This is a genomic window from Pedobacter sp. PF22-3 (assembly GCF_026239555.1).
Classification (GTDB): domain Bacteria; phylum Bacteroidota; class Bacteroidia; order Sphingobacteriales; family Sphingobacteriaceae; genus Pedobacter.
This window is the reverse complement of record NZ_JAPIVP010000026.1, coordinates 25,746-45,847: the sequence shown is the minus strand read 5'-3', so window position 1 is coordinate 45,847 and position 20,102 is coordinate 25,746. Positions and strand designations below refer to the sequence as shown.

Genomic DNA, 20,102 nt, shown 5'->3' with positions numbered 1-20,102 from the left:
AGCTTTTTTATTGAATAATAATAACATCGGCTTCGCTTTTACGTAAGCAAAGCTGATATCCAGCTACACGGATCGCCATAGGATCGCCCAAAGGAGCAAAACGTTCTACTTCTACTACCTCGCCCGGCAAGCAACCCATCTCCATTAACTTTACAGACATATCTAAATCTGTAAAGGCAACAATTGTTCCCTTTTCTCCTACTTTTAAGTGCGACAGCTTCATGTGCTAAATTTGGCGCAAGTTAACCTTTCTTTAGATTTATTCCAAATAAGATATCCTAGTGTAGGATATAAATTATCCAGCTTTTACCGAAAAATGATCTAATTTCGTTGTCTTCCTCCACCAAAGGCATCGCCACCGTTATTACCACGGCCTCCGCCCTGATCACGACCTTCTCTAATCATGTTTGTACCGCCCATACGGTTTAAGGAATAAGTAAATGAAAACATAAAATAGCGGCGCAATACGTTATAGCTTTCATCACGTATCGTATTATTATTAGCCGTACGGCTTACACCCTGATTTTCGTTCAGCAAATCACTTACGGCAGCTTTAAAAGTGCCACGATTTTTAAAAAATTGTTTGCTTATGTACGAATTCACCAAAGTAAAGTGCGTATCAAAATCCGCTCCCCTACCTGTATTCTGGTTGTAATCTGCATCTACCGACCAGCGGATATCGCCAGGAAACATATAACTGATACTGATATTTGGACTAAAAGTATAATAACGCGTGTTGGAACTGGGCTGAACAGAATAAGTAGCCCTATTTATTGAGCCGTTAACACCTGCCGTTAAATCGAGTTTATCCAAATTGGAAACCAAACGGTAACCATTATTAATCGACCAGCTATTCGTAATGTTTTTTAAGGCATTGGTAAAGTTTACGTCGCGGTTGTAGTTGCCGTTGATATTGATGTGGAAATTTAGCTTATTTTCGGCCATGATGGGCAAACTTAATGAGGAGGATAATGATCCGGCATAAACACCATTTACGTTAACGGGCAACACGGCAAATTTCCCCTGGTTAACACCGCTTTCGATTAAGCTGCTGCTATTGGCAATTTTGTTGGAAGTTTGAGTGAGGTTTACATTTACAAATAACGACCTGTTTTTGCCAGGCGTAAACGTATTGTAGGCAATGCGCAAGCTATTGTTAAACTCGGGTTTTAAATCAGGGTTTCCCAATGGGATACTTTGCGTGTTGGTATTGTTCGGAATGGGCTGTAACTGCTGTATGGAGGGCTGATTGGTGCTGCCACGATAATTGAAAACCAAACGTTTGCTGTTACTAAAATTGTACCTGAACATGGCAGAAGGTGTATAGTTAAATACGTTCTGTTTTAATATGAATCCCCGGGTAATGTTATTGTTTTTGCGATCGGTATTCTGAACAGCCATTCCCACATTCCAGTTGTATTTTTTGGCCATTTTATTAAAACTGAAACCAGCTGTATTGGTTAAGATGGTATTTTCGTACACGTTACTTAATGAATCATTTAGCAAATCATAGTTTAGCGTAGCCGGATTAAAATCGTAAGTAAAACGATCGGAGGTATTGTGGTTATAGCCGTTCTGGTAGTTAAATTCCAGGCTAAGTGTTTTATTTAACGGCTCTGTGTAAACCAACCGGGTATTCTGACTAATAGATTCGCTTTCCTGATCATTGAGCTGGTTGATAATCTTCTCTGTCTTAAGATTATCTTTTTCACGCGTTTCGGGATTGTAATTATAATTATCAGCGTCGTTATTGTTAATGTTGGTGTTAAAATTCAGCGACAATGTTCTTCCAAAACGCATAAACTTTTTGCGTAAAAGAATATTGTTACTGATAGCGGGCGATGTGTTATGATTGGTTAACCGCTGGGAACCACTGGTATTATAGGTGCCAAAATCGCGTGTATAAATACTGTTGTTCTCACTTTCGTTATTGGTATAACTTAAATTCGGCTGAATCCGCAATGATGTAAGCGAATCTAGTTTGGTATCCACTATAAAATTTAAACGGTGGTTTAAACGATCGGATGTATTATTTTGGCTATTATTGAAAACTGTGGTTACATTGCCCAAAAGGTTTTGGGTAACGCTGTTTCTTAAAATCAGGTTATCAGATTTATTAACAAAATAACTGAAATTAATTTCAGTTTGATCGGCATAAACATCTGAGAAATTAACCCCGCCGGCTTTGGTATCGGTAATACCGCTACGTCCACCATTACCACCTCCTCCACCCAGGCCACCGCCAAAATTTTGCCTGTTTACATTATTAAACTGGGCCACTACACTCAATCGTTTATCCTGATCAAATTGGTTAATATTTGCATTCACATCATAGCGATCGTTTGAACCATAACCGCCTGTGCTATTCCCGAAATAGCCGTTTTTCTTCTCTTTCTTAGTGGTGATATTAATAATTTTGGTTCTAGAGCCATCGTCAATCCCAGTAAACTGTGCCTGGTCAGAAAGTTCATCAATAATCTGAATTTTATCGATCATATCGGCAGGCAGGTTTTTAGTGGCCAATAAAGGGTCATTCCCAAAAAATTCTTTGCCATCAACCTTAACTTTCGTAATGGTTTCGCCCTGGGCTTTTACTGTTCCCGCTTTGTCTACCTCTACGCCTGGTAATTTCTTTAATAAATCTTCTACTACAGCATTTTCGACCACTTTAAATGAGCTCGCATTAAATTCAAGGGTATCTTTTTTTACCACAATTGGCGGAATTTCTGCTTTAATATCTACCGTTTGGAGATCAATTGCCCCCCCTTCTAAAACAATATCTGCTAAAGTTATATCTACTTGATCAGTCGTAATGGTAAAATCCCTGGTAGCATTCTTCAAACCCAAAAACGCGGCATATAATCTGTATTTACCTTGCTTTAAATTTTTAAAAATAAACTTTCCGTCTTCTGTGGTATTTACAGCACCTAGCGTACTCGAGTCTGCCAGGTTTTTGAGTGCCAAAGAAGCATAGTCAATTGGTTTTTTATCTGTTGATTGAATTACCCTTCCGCTAACAGAACCCGTTTTTTGGGCGTAGACGCAAAAAGATGATAAAATAAGTAGGAGCGTAAAAATTTGTTTCATTCGGTTACTTTGGCTTATAGCATAGAGACAATAGACCTTCAGAAAGGTTTATTTGCCCTTAGTAACATTTGAAATACATAAATGTCAATGATACATTTAATGTGAGACTAAATTACTTATCCAAAAGCTATATCATACCTCACCAAGCCCAGCTTATGCTTAGCCTGACGAGGTAGTATTACATAGGAATTGTATACTTCAACTATTACATTCTAGGACGCTGACCACCACCTCCGCCACCGCGTTGGCCCGGCATCTGCATATCGCCGCTCATGTTCCTACCCCCAATACGTGTTAACGAGTAAGTGAACGACAACATATAATAACGTCTTAATACATTGGACGTTACATCAACAATTGAAGTACCCGTAGCCGTTCTGCTTACCCCGGTATTTTGGTTAAGTGCATCATTTACAGAAAATTTAAACGTTCCCCTGTTTTTGAAAAACTGACGGCTGATGTAAGGATTAAGAATGGTGTATTCCTGGTTAAATAAATCACCGCCACCAAAGTTTCTGAAATAATCGATATCTATGGCTAACCTGATATTGGCTGGCAGCACGTAACTGACATCAAAACTTGGATTGATGGTATAATACTGGGTATTGGATGATGGCCTGGCAGAAAATGTAGAATTGGTATAACTACCGGTTATGCCACCTGTTAAATCGAATTTATCTACATTGGTAACCAATTTATAACCGTTTGAAATGGTGTAGCTATTGGTTACATTTTTCACCAGATTAGTGCTCATTTGGTCGGTAATAAAGTTCACATTTCTGTTATAAGAGCCGTTCCCAGAGATATTCAGCGTTAGCTTACGCTCTGCCATTAAGGGTAAAGACCATGTTGCATTGGCATTACCAGCATAAACACCATCAACATTGATATAACTTACCTGTTGAACACCACCTGATAAGGGTACAACGGTATTTCCAATGGCGTTAAATGTTTGGGTAAGGTTTAAACCCGCAAAGAAAAACCTACCATTTTCGATATTAAAGTTATTAAAATTGATCCTCAACTGGTTATTAAATGAAGGTTTTAAAGCAGGGTTACCCACATAAATGGTTTGTGAGTTGGTATTATCCGGAATCGGTTGAATCTGATCGATACTTGGTTGCGTGGTAGAACCACGATAATTGATGAACAAGCGCTTACGGTTGCTAAAGTTGTACCTGAACTGTGCCGAAGGGGTAATATTGATGAAATTCTGCGTCCGTTTTAAACCCGTAGTTAAATTTGTATTTATCCTGTTGGTTTGCTGAGCGGCTACGCCAATATTCCAATTGTATTTTTTCTCGGTTGTGGTTAAACTTACACCTGCTGCATTGGTTAAAGTACGGTTATTATAAATATTGGAAAATTCATTATCCACCTCATCATATTGCATGGTTAGCGGATTATAGTTAAATACATCTCGGTGTGAATTACTATTTGAATAACCATTCTGATAGTTAACCTCTACACTTAAGGTTTTGTTTAGCGGTTCAGTATAAACCAACCTTGTGGTATTATTTATAGAATGGCTGCTCGTATTGTTCAACTGATTGGTAACGGTATCCCTTGTTATTGTTCCTTCCGTAATTTTATCGTTTCTATAGTTAAGGTTTGTCCCATCATTATCATTAATACTGGTATTTACATTTAATGATAGCGTACGTCCTCTCCGCTTAAAGCTCTTGCGGATTAATAAATTATTGCCAATGGAGGGCGTAGCAGAAGTAGTGGTGTTACGCTGCGTACCAATTGTTGAGCCATCATCAAGTATCCTGGTATAGCTATTTAAATTGTTTCCATCAGTTTCGGTATAGGCCAAACTCGGCTGTATTTTAATAGACAAAGATGGGTTGATCTTGGTATCAACCATAAAATTGAACCTATGATTAAGCCTATCAGAAGTATTATTTATTGCTTCATCAATATTATTGGTACCACCTGCAAGATTTTGGGTATTGGAGTTCTGGATAATTTCTGAATTTGCTTTATTAAAGAAATAACTGGCCTGAAACTGGGTACCATCCTTATAGGTGTCGGCAAAATTTAAACCTGCCGCATTAGTGTTGGTGATCCCGCCACTTCCGCCAGAACTACTTCCACCTCCACCGCCAAAACCACCACGGCCACCGCCACCAAAACCATTACCTACACCCCCGCCCTGTCCAAAGTTCTGCTTGTTCACATTGTTAAACTGACCGATAAAACTGATCTGCCTGTCATCATCAAATTTGTTTACGTTCAGGCTCGCATCATAACGGTCGTTGGAGCCATAACCTGCGGTACTGTTACCGAAATAGCCATGTTTCATGCCATTTTTAGTGGTAATGTTTAAGATCTTGTTTCTTGTTCCATCATCTATACCGGTAAACTGGGCTTGTTCAGATAATTCATCGATTACCTGAATCTTATCTACCATATCTGCCGGAAGGTTTTTGGTTGCCAGTAATGGATCGTTACCAAAAAATTCTTTTCCATCTACCTTTACTTTGGTAATGGTTTCACCCTGGGCTTTAACACTTCCATCTTTCGCCACCTCAACGCCTGGAACCTTTTTTAGCAGATCCTCTACCACGGCATTTTCACGCACTTTAATAGATTTGGCATCAAATTCTAAAGTATCTTTCTTTACCACAATCGGGATCGTAGCAGTTACATTAACCGTATTTAAATCAACACCATCATCACTCATGGCAATTTCACCGGCATTTACAGCTGCTTTAGCCACTTCGATATCTTTGGTTGCCGTTTTTAAACCTAAAAAGGCAGAATAAATCCTATACTTACCCGGGGCTATGGCTTTAAAAGTAAAACTTCCATCGGGATTGGTTTGACCAGATGCCACAACACTCGAATCTTTTAAACTCTTAATTGCGATTGTTGCAAAATCAACTGGCTTCTTATCTTTTGCGTTAATTACTTTCCCGCTTACAGAACCCGTATTTTGTGCATGGGCAATGTAGCTACAAAATAGAAAAACAATAAATATTACAGTCTGAACGTTTCTTTTCATCAAAAATTAGATATTATTAAATAAAACTAAGCTATGAGACTGTAGAAAAACCTAAAGGTTTGTTAAGGTGTGTTAAAAGCTTGGTAACATTTTAAATACAGCCTAAGGACAGCAGTAGAGCAGAAAGGAAGACCGACCAGCAGGAAGGTTATTTTTGCGATGAAGGATAGCTTTTGTAATATACTTTTGGGCAGTTACAGTTTTTTTTAAAAATACTGCAGCCGCTTAAACATATAACCAAAATTATACAGGTAATGCTAACTTTCCTTCTCATTGAAATTTAATTTATGAAGTAATACATAACTAAAAACCGCCATTGATGCGCCTAACATATCGCAGCCAAAATCCCACCATTCTGCAGACCGGTAGGTAAAAACTTTCCATTGCAGTAACTCTATACTACCGCCGATTATGGCGTTGATAAGCAAAATCTTAAAAATGGTTAATGTTTGTACAGTGTAGTTATCTTGATAATTAATCTTGCCAGAAAAGAGTAGAACTGATAAGACAAAGAAAAAGCCCATATGGGTCATTTTATCAAAGCCTTCGAAGAAAAATCCACTTTTCCCAATAGAATCGGAAATGTGCATATTACAAAACACCAAAACAACAACCGTCCAAAGAATGGCCCATTTTTGCTGTTTTAGTGTTTCGTACAAAATATCAGGATTAAGCGCCTACCAGTTCCTGGTAAGCTTCTGCTGTTAATAAACCATCAACTTCAGCCGCATCAGCTAAAGATACCTTAACCATCCAACCTTGTCCGTAAGGATCAGAATTCACCAATTCTGGGTTATCGTTTAATTCAGCATTAACTTCCAATACGGTTCCGGTAACTGGCATATATAAATCAGATACGGTTTTAACGGCTTCTACAGTCCCGAAAACTTCTTCCTTAGCTACTTCGCTACCTACAGTGTTAATGTCAACATACACGATATCACCTAGTTCGCGTTGTGCAAAATCGGTTACGCCAATATAAGCTTCGTTACCTTCAACTCTAACCCACTCGTGGTCTTTAGTGTACTTTAATTCTGATGGAAAATTCATTATGTTATAATATTGATTATGAATATGTATGTTAGTTATAGTTTTCTGCTTCAAAAATACAATTTAGTTTATCCATTCGCAATGGCTTAAAAATTAACTTATCAGAAAAATCGAATGTTGACATTTGTCTACCGGGTGGAATATTAAACTTAGCATTCTTTTGTATATTAAACGCTAAATTAATCCTCAACATGAAGTCTTCAATTATTTATACTTTAAAAGTATGCCTAGCGACCCTGGTTGTTTCTGTTCCGGTAACAATGGCTATCGGATTCGGTTATATCGGATTGATCATGCTGGTTAAGCCCCAAAATTATGTTTTCAGTTTTAAACTACCCTTTACCCACTTATTTATCTTTATAGCCATAGTTGCTTCGGCAATTACGATAAATCATCACCTGAAAGAAAAACAGGGCCATAAAAGATTTATCAATGACAGGCCTATAGCACATTCAATTGTGCTCTTTCTGCTGTATTTGCTTGTTAGCGGAGCTATGCACTTTGCCAGTTTTGATTACCTGTTGTTCAGCTACGTTCCTATGTTTTTTACCGCATATGTATTTAGCAGGATATTCTCCTCACAAAAAAGTAATTCATTAATTGCTTAGGCTATTCTTTAATTCAACGTAAACCTCAAACTAAAACCGAAATTACTGAAAGAAGTATTAAACGTTTGCGAGGTATAAGGTTTTGTAATGTTTGAATCGTAGAATAATTTGATGTTGAATTTCTGATTTAACACATAATCTACACTTGGCCTTAAGGTAATATTCTTGGCTCCTGAAGATACTTCTGCTTCGGTAACATCAGCGCGATAGATGACCGTTTTGTTATCACGGATGGCCACATCCAATTTAAAATCCATATTGTTATCCATTTTCAGGCTTTTAAACCATCCAAATGGAAAACGGAATTTATTGGTGCGGTAGCCTAGGCCCAACACCATATTGTTTTCTGATAACTGCGCCAACTGACTGTTTGATAAGCTAAGACCCAACAAACGCGACCGGTTTAATTCGAAAGAAGCGGTGAGGTTATTTTTAAACCTGGTATCAACACCAACCAATGGAGAAAAATATTCAGAAATGGTTACTTGGGCAAACTGATATTCCGGTAAAAAATTGTTATTTACATCTCTACTACTCACGGCACCATTGGTTTCCTGATAGCGTAATAACGAGTTAAAACCATTGATATTATAGGCCGAGCGATAGCCGTGACGGATATCGACAGATGAAAATTTATCGGCAATAAAAGGAATACGTGTTAAGCCACTATAAGTTAAACTCCAGTTTGGAAGCGGTATTTTAGGGAAAGCATTCATTTTTGTTTTACCTGCATCTTTACCTGAATAAGCAGCCATAAAAGCAGAGATAATTACATCCTGGCTCTCCTTGCTATAACCATCAGCATAGCCTCCACTAATGCCGCCAGAATTTGGATTTTCAGCACCAAGCCTTCTGGAAATAATCATCCTGTTGGCCATAAACTGATTAAATAACCCTGAGATAATTGTAGAATTACTTTCTTTAAATGCCGTGCCCAGCGCGATGTATGATACGCTATAATCGCCTGTGGTAATTGCACTCAGATTTTCAAAAGATGATACACTGGCCACGTACCTAAAATTGGTACTGAAATTTCTGGTTTGTGCTTTGTTCGCTTTTAAAGTAATCCGTAGATCTTTAAAAGGCTCTAACAAACCGGTAAACTGAAAATCTTCACGCAGTGTATTTACATATAACTGGTTCTGTAAGGTATCTGTTGTTAACCAGCCATTGCCAAGTGCCATCTCGCGGATATCGCGCTGACTACCAAAAACGAAACCTAAACCCGGTGCACCAGTAGCCCGATCAAGACCAAAAAACTGTGTGGTTGGCATATAACCCGGCAGAAAAATACCTTTTGTTTGTACAAAGCTGGCATTAACATTTTTTAAACTGGTTAAAATATTGATGAAAAAGTTCTTCGCTTTGTTCCCATCATCATTGCCAGCACTCCTGATGAAGCCAAATTTGTTGTATAGCGTGGTGAGGTTTAGTGTTGGGTTCACCTGGACAGTCCTGCTGTTTTGTACTGTGTTACCCAAATTTATATTCGGATCGAGCAAGGTAGAAAGTGGCTCGGTCTGCCAGTTAAAGTTGGTACCATATCGGGTTTTTACGGTCACCCAGTTTAGTCCAGGTATTTTATCAATCGGTAAATTATAGGTAACGTTTAAATTGTGGTTATAATCGGTCGTACGTCCTAAGCGTTTTAGGTTTTGCCAAACGGTGTCACGTTTTATGCCGTCAATTCTGCCATCCGGTTCATCAATAATCGAATAATTTGTGGCATTAAAATCCAACTGTAAAGAACGGGTAAGGTTCCAGGCAATACCATAAACACGGCTCATGGTAAAGTTTTTGTTAAAGGTGGTACCGTATCCATTCTGGTAAATTCCGATGGTATTATTCGGATCGTTGTTCCGCAAGGTATTTTCCGAATACAAACGGTCTACATCGATCCTGAAATTAATGGCACTTGGGAAAATACTAAAATTAAAATCCTTTAACAAAGCCAGCATGTTCGACTTTATAATCTTTTCAAAAGGTGCTATTGTTTTGGCTTCTCTGGCATAACTGTATTGTAGCGATGCCCTATAGGTATTCTGAATACTATTTTGATTAATAAAATCGCGGTGATTATATTGGGTATAAGCATAACTTGCTGCAAAATTTTCGATATCCCAAAGGTGGGCAGGTTTACTGGTATTGATCCGCTCTTTCCTAACATTGGTAAAATTTATCCCCCTTCTAATCGTATAATCCTGTGCAAAATTTAAAATCGAATCTTTTTGCTCTTTAGTAGATTGCGATAAAGCATTTTTGAGCTCGATATCTGGTGTCCTTGGATTGTATTGTGGTGTAGAAACCTGTTTAGAGTAACTCACAAACATCGGGATTTTTACCCCCGATTTTTGTGGTAGAAATTTACCTAACTCCATCGCTGAAGAAACATCAAGCAATACATTGTCTGCACGGTTCCGCTCACTTACTTTCGAATCGATAGATCCAAAACCTATGGTAGATTTACTTCCGGAAATATTTACATCAGCAAAATCGGCCAATTTTAAGTTTAATCTTCCAGTTGCCGCCCAACCACCTCTTTCATCAAATTCAGTTAATCTTAATTCATTAAACCAAACCAGTGCATTTTTATCGAGGCCATCATCATTTTGTTCATCATTGGCTGCACGGAGCGGATTTTTAACACCAACCATATATACCCTAACCTTACTCATATCAGGTTGCCCTTTAACTACAATTGTTCTATTTCCGTCGGTATAGGTAAATGGAACATTTGTAGGCCATGGCTGTCCGTTAGCTTGCTTGGCTACGTTACGGGCCAGCTTTGCATTCTGAAAAAGCGTTAAGTTAATATCCATTCTATTGGCTTCCGGCCAAATGGCATCGGCATCTCTTGTACCAGGATTGGTCACCTTTAACGGAATTACATATTCATAATAGTTATCCTGGTTATCAGTCCCGATCCGCAAGAAAGCTGCAACATCATTATCATTTAAAATCTGATTATTAACAGCTTCAGCATGAATAAACATTTCCAGATGTTTATAAGATCTGAAATCGCTGTAGGCTGTTTTAAATGCTGCTCTACCGTAACCATCTCTCAACGATTTTACGGTAACCGACAATGATTGCTCATTTAAACGGGTATCACCACGATAGTTACTATAGTCACGCTCGCGAAGAATACCTGGCGGCGTTACATATGGAATTGGTGAACGTTTTCCATTTTCTTCGATGTTTACCGTCGAAACTTCAATGGTAGAATTATCAGGAGTGAGTGCTGGTAAAGATGGATCTACAATTACTTGCGAAGCCTGGTTAGCGGCATTAAACTCCCTCCATTCCCCACGGATCAATTGTAACTTCGCAAAACGCATTACGGCAGTATCTGCAAAATTGGTCATAAACATCCTAAAGAAACGGATTGACTTAAAATCCTGAATACCACCTACCCGATCTTGATATTGGCTGATCGGGATTCTGAATTGATACCATGAAACGGCCTGCGTATTTCCGTTGGCCAGTTTTACCTGTGAGGTTACTTTATCGGTAATAAAGTTCTGGCCAACATTTAAATCTCCCGGGCGCATCGAAACTTTATACTGAAAATACTCATCACTTTGCGTCATGTTATTATCGCGGTTGATATCTTCCCCATCGGGTAATGAAGTAGATGCAGAATTTTCAAGTCCTAATTCTTCTTGCGACTGTTGCGAAGTTTTAGAGTTCCCTTCTGTTCCGTTGTATTTTTCGTACCGTTTAAGAATACCTGCATTAATCTGATCCAGTGCAGGTCCCCTGAAATAGGTATAGTTATCTGATGATGGATCGGCATCAAGCGCCGTTGAAGCTGTTGCATTCAGTTGCGATTTAATCTGGGTAATTGCCGCAGCAAATTTTATTTTTTCATCAGCATCAGATAATCCGTCCAAACCTACATCCTGGGCCCTACGCGAATTCGGATTGTTATCGAAAGCCTGCACAACCGGTTGTAATTTTGGTACGCGCCCCCACGCAGTTTCATCATACTTGCTCGGATCGTTCGAATCTGGCAAACCATTTTCTAATGATTTTCTACCGTCTTTGAGGATATCTTCCGAAATATTCCCCAGGTTAAAATATACATCACCACCGGCCGAATTTGGCTTATAAATAAATGGATCCATTACCCAAAATTCAATAAAGCCAACATTTAAGGCTTCAAAATCATTGGTTTCTATTTTACGCTGAAAACCACCCCAATTGTTTCTGGGCTGCAATAAACTTCCATCAGGCCTAAAATTAGTCGAACGGAAATTATAAGGACCCCTAACGGTAGGATAATAAGCCACATCCAAAGTGGTAATGTTTAACGCCTGGCCGGTTGCCGTTTCCTTAAATGGAAAAACTTCCTGCTCAATTATTTCTCTCACATAATGATTGGAAAGTTCTGTCCGGTTGCCCCTGATATTGGCAGGCGTAGTAGAAGCTGCTGAATTATAAAAAGTTGGATCGATGTTGTAAAAAGCGATTCTTGCGCGGTTATAACCGTATGATAAATCGTTAGATTTATTAAATTCAGGGAAAAGCTGTGGTGTACCTGATAGCTGCCAGGCAATTGCACTCTTTAAATCGATTACCGATCTAGACGCCTCAAAATCATCTAAATAACTTACCCCGTTTTTACTGCCTGCAAAATTCAATGCTCTTGGGTGGCCTGGAATGAGTTGAGCAAATTCACCATAAAATGTTACACTAGATGGTGCTTTGGTTGAAATGAACGGAAGCTTATCAACCAGTTTCGTTAAAAACCTCGATGGTGAACTATAGTTAATATCTGCTCCCCAAATGGTATTCGAAATGGGTTCTTCTCCTATGTTTACCTTTTGGGTTAAAGGTTTCTCGGTCAGGTTCATAATTGTACCCCCAAGGTTTAGTTTATTGTTTACACGATAATCTAAACGGGTCCCGAAAAGTGAACGTTGCTGCAGACCAAAAGTTTCGCTGTTTTCTGTGGTAATCCTAATCGGTTGACCGGATACCAAAAGTGCCTGATTAATAATGCTTACTCGCCCACCCTGGTAATCGACGGTGAAATCAACACCTTCGGTCAACGGCATCGTTCCTGCAAAAACCTTTACCGATCCTTCCGGAACATTAATGGCGTTTAAGCTGAACTCAGAAGAAATATCAGACTGGTAATTTACCTTAATGGTATACCTGTTTTGGTTTTGAAACAGTTGCCTCGCGATGGTTTGTGTTGAATCGTAAAGTGCAGTAAACGTATATTTATTGATCAATGCCTGTTCGCCCGGCAAAAACTTTGCAGCCAAATCTTTACCAAAGGGTTCAATCACAGGAAAAATAATCCTACCATTTGCCGGATCGATGGTAATATAACCCGAATTGGTATTGGTAACCAATGAGGTCTGCCCATTGCTGCCTACACCGAACATACTCGCCTGGTTGGCATTGCTTGCCGTAGAATAAGATCCAAAAGCATTGTTGGCAGCCACAAAATCGAAAACGCCATCTGGTCTCCGCTCATTCTGCTGATTGAGGCGATCAAATTCGGTTAAGGCAATCCACTGCTTGTTAGCGGTGTTCTGACCTTCGGTCATTACCGGATTATCCACTCCTGTTTCATTATCAATGCGATAAATATCCAGTTTAAAATTCTGACTGCTGATCTGGTACCCACCAATAGAATAAATATTTTTCATCATCAGATCCCATGTTGGCAACTGGATCTTAGTAGTTTCATTCTTTAATAATTTTGCATAAAGCATTTTAGGGTTAGCCGCATCAAAAGAAATATCGGTAGAAAACTCACCCACCTGATACTCCACACCATTATAGGTATAGCGGTAGGCAACGGCTAACACCTCATCGGAATTTAATGGGTTGTTTAGCGATAAATAACCCAGTTGTGGCTGAAAGGTAAACTCTCGGTCTGTTAACTTTCTGGCATAAACTAATTTAGCAAAATTATCGGTATTGCTGGTGTTAGCTGGTGTTGTTTGAAAGAAAGAAAGAACTGCATTAGAATTTGTTTGCCTGATGGCACCGCCCTGATAAGTATTTAACTGCGAGATCAGGTTATTTGACTGCTGTGGGAAACCAGTAGCAGTGGTCCCTGCCGGCAGACCAGAAGTGCCTCCGGTAATTAAATTATTGTTAAACGGAACATTTTCACCCAAATCCATCAAACCCAGTACATCTCTCGAGTCGGTTGTATTTCCAGCTTTATTGGTAATCCAAACTTCAATTTTGGTGATCTGGATCGGAGAAGTAATAATAGGCGCGTTAGCGAGGTTCCTGTTATAATTATTTCTGAAATATTGCGACAGAAAATAGTGTTTGTTGGCTTCGTAGTTATCAATACTTAACGTAGTGGTATTTTGCTGTGCGCCATTTGTAATTTTAATCTCTCTGGATTGCGATTTTTGTTGTGTATAAACACTCGTTACGTTCAAACGACCGAATTTGAGTTGGGTTTTTATACCAAAAAGCGCCTGTGTTCCGGTAATTAATGAAGTATTTAAAGGCAAACTCACGTTACCCGCTTCTATTTTCTGAATAATATCGTCTACGCCGCCAGTATAATCCAATTTGATCTGATTTTCAAAATCAAACTGTGCTTCGGTATTATAATTACTTTTAATTTTTAGCTTGGTACCGATATTTCCAACCAGGTCCATCTGGATCCTTTGGTTAAAATCGAAATTGGTTTGTACCCTTTGCCTTTCATTAAAAAGCGGGTTTTCATTTTTGTTTATCCTGCCTAAAAAAGTAAGTTCAGCCTCTCCACGTGGCTGGATATCAATCGTTGTACCACCGAAAAGTTTTTCAAAAGCTTTACTATTTACCTGGATTTTTGGAATAATCCCCGTACTTCTGTAATCGCTCACTTCAGCATTGGAAATGCTACGCCAGTTACCCCTTTTTATTTCGCTGTTTACCAGTCGCTGGTACTCATCAATAGTTAAATATTGGGTATTTAAAACAAAATTTTCGCCTATCAGTTCCTTAACTATATAACGTTTATTCTTTGCGTCATATTCTACAACGCGTTTTAAATTACTTGGAGATGGATAAAATGGATTGACTGCAGGACTAAGCCCTAGTTGTTCTTTTTCACGTAAGCTGAAATTATTTTTTGGCTTGACGGTATCCGTTTTGCTTGGAACAACTTGAGAATAAGTAGTTTGAGAAGCAATTAAAAAGAGAGAAATGAGAAAAAGAAATGTAGATATTCTCTTCAAAGGCGTTAATCTATAAAGTTTTCAAAGCTTGTTTAATTAGTTGCTCTACCGAAAGGCTTCCCTCTGTTACTTTTAATATCTGATCTATAGTTTTTTCGGCGGTTTGTTTGGCAAATCCGAGCATTACCAATGCTGATAACGCTTCATCTTTAACAGTATTGTGTTGAGGCATAGAAATTAATGAATCTACCCCTTCTTTTTTTAATTTATCCTGAAGTTCTAAAACCAGGCGTTGTGCGGTTTTTACACCTAAGCCTTTAATTCGCTGTATAAGTGGCAAATCTGCCTTAACAATTGCAGTTTGAATCTCAACTGGGGTAATGGATGATAAAATCATCCTGCCGGTATTCGGACCAATACCCGATACAGAAATTAAATGTAAAAATAAACGGCGTTCGCCTTCATCAGCGAAGCCGTATAATGTATGTGCATCTTCTTTTACATGCAGCCAGGTGTATAATTTGCACCTTTCTGCATCGCCCAAAGCGCTGTATGTATTTAATGAAATGTTTATATGATAGCCTATACCTCCGGCTTCAACCACAACATAGGCTGGGTTTTTAAATGTCAATCTACCATCAATATAGGCGTACATGTAATATTACTTTTTAGTTGTTTTCCCAAATATACCTTTTCGTTTCGATGTTGCAATTTCTTCTTTTGCCTGCACATCTACAACAGCTATGGTAACCATATTAACGATTTCGCGTACAGAACTGCCTAATTGAACAATATGAACGGGTTTATTCAGTCCTAATAGGATCGGACCAACTGCTTCGGCACCGCCAAGCTCTTGTAACAATTTGTATGCAATGTTCCCCGACTCCAGATTTGGGAACACTAAAGTGTTTGCCGGGGCATCTGCCAATGTACTAAAAGGAAAGTTATCTTGTAACAGTTCATTATTGATGGCAAAGTTTCCCTGCATCTCTCCATCCACTACAATTTCTGGATGGTTTTGATGAAGAAGCCTTACCGTTTCCCTTACTTTATTAGGCGTTACCCCATCATTAGAACCAAAATTTGAATAAGACAACAAGGCAATACGCGGTTTGATGTTAAACTGTTTAACAGATTTATCAATCAAAAGCGTAATATCTACCAATTCTTCTGCAGTTGGATCTACGTTTACGGTGGTATCGCCAAAGAAAACAGGACCTTTTTTGGTCATCATCATGTACATACCCGCAACGCGTTTAACACCTGGTTCTACACCGATTACCTGTAAAGCAGGTTTAATGGTAGCACCATAATTTTTGGTCAAACCCGAAATCATGGCATCGGCCTCACCAAATTCAACCATCGAAGCACCATAATAGTTACGATCTCGCAATAGTTTTGTAGCATCGCGCATCGAAGAAACTCCCTTGCGTTGGCGTTTTTTGAAAAGTGCTTCTGCATATTGCTGGGTTTTTTCAGGATTCTGCATCTGATCGATGATCTCTACTCCCCCAAGCTCCAAAGCATGCTCATCTATAATGGCTTGTATTTTCTCCCGGTTTCCTAAAAGAATAGGAATAGCAATATTCTCATCTTTTACAATCTGGGCAGCCTTTAAAATTTTATAATTATCAGCCTCTGCAAATACTACCCGCTTAGGATCCATTTTCGCTTTGGTTGTTACCGCTCTCATAATGGCATCATCCAAACCTAAACGTTTCCTTAATTCTTCATTATAAGCATCCCAATCGGTAATAATTTTTCGTGCTACACCACTTTCTATTGCAGCTTTTGCCACAGCAGTTGATACTTCGGTAATTAAACGAAAATCAACAGGCTTTGGAATAATGTAATCCCGTCCAAATTTTAAATTACGCGCATTATAGGCGAGGTTAACTGCTTCTGGAACTGATTTTTTGGCCAGTTCGGCAATTGCCTTAACTGCAGCTATTTTCATCGCTTCATTAATGCTGGTTGCCCGAACATCAAGTGCTCCACGGAAAATATAAGGGAAACCCAGTACGTTGTTCACCTGGTTTGGATAATCAGACCGGCCGGTAGCCATGATCAAATCTTTACGGGTTTTGATGGCCAGCTCATAGGCAATTTCAGGATTTGGGTTAGCCATTGCGAAAACAATTGGGTTTTTGGCCATACCCACCAACATATCAGGAGAAATAACGTTTGCTGCTGAAAGTCCGATAAAAACATCAGCCCCTTTCATGGCCTCTCCAATATTAGAAATACCTTTTCTGGTGGTCGCAAAGCTCATGCGGATATCATCCAGATCGGTACGGTGGATATCAATTAATCCATTGATATCGAACATCACCAAATTCTCTCTTTTAACCCCTAAACTCAGGTACATTTTAGAGCAGGAAACTGCAGCAGCACCCGCGCCACTCACTACAACCTGGATTTTATCTATTTTCTTTTTCTGAATTTCGCAGGCATTCAATAATGCTGCACCAGAAATAATGGCTGTTCCGTGCTGATCATCATGCATTACAGGGATATTCATCTCCTGTTTTAAACGGCGCTCGATTTCGAAACACTCAGGGGCCTTAATATCTTCCAGATTAATTCCTCCGAAAGTTGGCTCCAAAGCTTTAACAATTTTTACAAAATCATCTACATTTTCGGTATCGAGCTCCAGATCAAATACATCGATATCGGAGAATATTTTAAACAAAAGGCCTTTGCCTTCCATTACCGGTTTACCTGCTTCGGGGCCGATATTGCCCAGCCCTAAAACGGCTGTTCCGTTACTGATAACTGCAACTAAATTACCTTTAGCGGTATATTTATAAACATCCTCTTTATTGTTTGCTATTTTTAAACAAGGCTCAGCAACTCCTGGAGAGTATGCCAGGGTTAAATCCCTTTGCGATGTTGTTGGTTTAGTAGGTACTACCTGTATCTTTCCCGGACGACCTTGCGAGTGGTAATCCAACGCATCTTGCTTTCTATTCGTATTACTCATTAAGTAACTTATTAGTGACGCCGCAAAGGTACAATTCTTTTTATGAGGCTTAAAATAAAAAGCCGTTCAAAAAAAGTTAAATGAGATATGGAGTTAACAGATGTTAATTTATTTAGTTATTAACGGATTAAGGTGCCATAGTTGATTGTCATTTCGACAATAGGCCCTTATCATTTGCGAGATCTTTTATAGTTTCGGCATTTCGCTAACCAACTTTAATAAAGCATAAATTTTAACCAAGAACGCTGTCAACCCCAAGAGCCAGGGAAATCAAAAAAACAGGTGCAGTTTAGGCAAATTGGCACTAACAAACCTGAAACGCAGTGGTTTTGTGTTCTTTAACGATTATTGGAGATTTAAAAAAAATTGAACACAAACCCCGAAGGGCTCAATCAGACCAAAAAAAATACAAATACAACTGATTAAACGAAGTGCCGCTGTTTTTTTGATGCGCATGGGATTGTGCAAAAGGCTCATTGCTGGATTGACATAGCGCTTTGGGTACTTTGGCGCGACAAAGTACCATGCCACCGCGGCATAGAGCGGCAGAAGAATATTTATCCACACAGTAGGACATTAAATAAAGAGGGAAATTTTTGAATAATTTTCAAAGACCTCTCTACTATAGTCAAGATGAAAAATAGTTTAGCTGATGCAGAAGGTTGAATATTTTAAATTAACCCTTACTAATTTTCAGCACCATCCCAACCTGCAAACCTGCTTTTGATAAATGATTATCTCTTCTGATACTTTGAACAGTTGCTCCATCAAATTTTTCTGCAATTTCGGATAAGGTATCGCCCGTTTTCACTTTGTAACTTAAAAACGACGATGGTGCTTTTAATGGTATACGGTTTTTGGCATAGATTTTTAATCTTTGTCCAGGCACCAGGGTTTTGCTTTTTAAACCATTCCAAACCCTTAAATCCTGCACTTCTACACCATATTTATCGGCAACCGTTGTTAAACTTTGTCCTGAGGTAACTTTATGATAAACTACAGCTGATGTGGCTATAACTTTGTTCTTTTTCTTTCTTAAATCCCTTACATCGTCCGTACTGGCAGCCACCACTTTCATGTCAACATCTATATCGTGGTTATTCAGCACATCGTATATACCTGCATAATCGATATCCCTTAATTTAGGCATTACAATACGCTTGGGATCCTCATCCGTGCCGTTAACAATTTTTTTCTTGTATGATGGGTTTAAAGCCAACATGGCTTGTTCTTCAATATTAAGTGCTTTGGCCAGGGTGGCTAAAGATACAAAACGGGTAGTTTGCACCGTGTCGGTTTTCAAAAACATACTCGAAGCCTGTGCCGTAATCTGGTGCTTGTGGGAATAATTCATCACATAAACCGCAGCAATAAAGGCAGGCACATAATTTCTGGTTTCCTTAGGCAAAAACTGCCTGATTACCCAAAAATCCCTAGATCCTGCTTTATCAATGGCCCGGTTTACATTCCCCTTTCCGCAGTTATAAGCGGCAATGGCCAACAGCCAGTCACCAAGTTCCTCAAAAGCATCTCTAAAATAAGCTGCAGCAGCATAACTGGCCTGAATTGGATCTTTGCGTTCATCTACAAAGTTATCCATCTTTAAACCATAGGCCTTTCCCGTGCCGAACATAAACTGCCAGATACCCGTTGCACCTACTCTCGAAATAGCATGCGGATTCATCTGCGATTCTACAATGGTAAGGTATTTTATTTCCTGCGGAATGTTATAATCCTTTAAGGCTTTATCAAAAATCGGGAAGTAATAGCTCGATAAACCGATCATTTTACCAAACATATCTTTGCGTTTGGCATAAATATCAATATACTGCTGAACGTATTCGTTGTAAGGTAGTGGTACTGTTTTAGCAATAGAATCTAACCTGAGTTTGTAGATAAAGTTTTGCCCCATGCTCAATGGGTTTTCTGAAACAACAGGTACGGCTACGGTATCGGTATTGATAAAGATGTTGTTACGAATCTTTGGTAGGCTATCCAGTTTGAGCGTTTGCTGCGCAGAAGAGGAAGAAACAAATCCTAAACAAGCACAAATTGAAGCAAAAAGTAATTTTTTAATCATGGGCTATTGGTTCAAATTTTTATTAACCGTGGTTTGTGTCCTCACAAACCTTTGTACAGATCCCTTTTTTTTCCATAATAAAGAAAAGTTAAGAACCTGCGAACCTTCCAGACAATGCCTGGAAAACAGTTAATAAAAT

At 38.9% G+C, this 20,102-nt stretch carries 10 protein-coding genes; 1 reads left to right on the top strand and 9 read right to left on the bottom strand.

Translation table 11 applies throughout. The features are described from left to right. Positions 1–7 precede the first annotated feature (7 nt). The 5 genes from OQX63_RS22390 to gcvH all read right to left on the bottom strand — a co-directional run bounded on the left by OQX63_RS22390 (position 8) and on the right by gcvH (position 7,147). Positions 8–223, bottom strand: coding sequence for a FeoA family protein (locus OQX63_RS22390; RefSeq protein ID WP_055913318.1), 216 nt, complete (start codon positions 221–223; stop codon positions 8–10). A gap of 98 nt (positions 224–321) precedes the next feature. Next, positions 322–3,087: a TonB-dependent receptor gene (locus OQX63_RS22385; protein ID WP_265853025.1), complete on the bottom strand. Its 2,766-nt coding sequence runs from the start codon at positions 3,085–3,087 to the stop codon at positions 322–324. A 205-nt stretch (positions 3,088–3,292) separates the two neighbouring features. Beyond that, positions 3,293–6,097, bottom strand: coding sequence for an outer membrane beta-barrel family protein (locus tag OQX63_RS22380; RefSeq protein ID WP_265853024.1), 2,805 nt, complete (start codon positions 6,095–6,097; stop codon positions 3,293–3,295). Between the two features lie 257 nt (positions 6,098–6,354). After that, the gene (locus OQX63_RS22375) at positions 6,355–6,756 is read right to left on the bottom strand and encodes a VanZ family protein (protein ID WP_265853023.1); all 402 of its coding nucleotides are present in this window, start codon (positions 6,754–6,756) and stop codon (positions 6,355–6,357) included. Between the two features lie 10 nt (positions 6,757–6,766). Continuing rightward, positions 6,767–7,147 carry a glycine cleavage system protein GcvH gene (gene gcvH, locus OQX63_RS22370; protein ID WP_265853022.1) on the bottom strand — a complete coding sequence of 127 codons (381 nt, stop codon included), beginning with the start codon at positions 7,145–7,147 and terminating at the stop codon, positions 6,767–6,769. A 191-nt stretch (positions 7,148–7,338) separates the two neighbouring features. Here gcvH and OQX63_RS22365 point away from each other — a divergent pair, with 191 nt between their 5' ends. Then, entirely contained in the window at positions 7,339–7,755 is a 417-nt protein-coding gene (locus OQX63_RS22365) for a hypothetical protein (RefSeq protein ID WP_265853021.1), read from the top strand. 8 nt (positions 7,756–7,763) lie between these two features. Here the strand turns inward: OQX63_RS22365 and sprA are convergent, their stop codons facing one another. The 4 genes from sprA to OQX63_RS22345 all read right to left on the bottom strand — a co-directional run bounded on the left by sprA (position 7,764) and on the right by OQX63_RS22345 (position 19,963). Continuing rightward, positions 7,764–14,960: a cell surface protein SprA gene (sprA, locus tag OQX63_RS22360; protein ID WP_265853020.1), complete on the bottom strand. Its 7,197-nt coding sequence runs from the start codon at positions 14,958–14,960 to the stop codon at positions 7,764–7,766. 10 nt (positions 14,961–14,970) lie between these two features. Continuing rightward, on the bottom strand, positions 14,971–15,555 hold the full coding sequence (ruvA, locus tag OQX63_RS22355) for a Holliday junction branch migration protein RuvA (RefSeq protein WP_265853019.1): 585 nt from the start codon (positions 15,553–15,555) through the stop codon (positions 14,971–14,973). A 6-nt stretch (positions 15,556–15,561) separates the two neighbouring features. After that, positions 15,562–17,883, bottom strand: a complete 2,322-nt coding sequence (locus OQX63_RS22350) for an NADP-dependent malic enzyme (protein WP_265853018.1) — start codon at positions 17,881–17,883, stop codon at positions 15,562–15,564. Positions 17,884–18,559: 676 nt separating this feature from the next. Continuing rightward, positions 18,560–19,963, bottom strand: a complete 1,404-nt coding sequence (locus OQX63_RS22345; protein WP_265853017.1) for a lytic transglycosylase domain-containing protein — start codon at positions 19,961–19,963, stop codon at positions 18,560–18,562. Between the last annotated feature and the right edge of the window lie 139 nt (positions 19,964–20,102).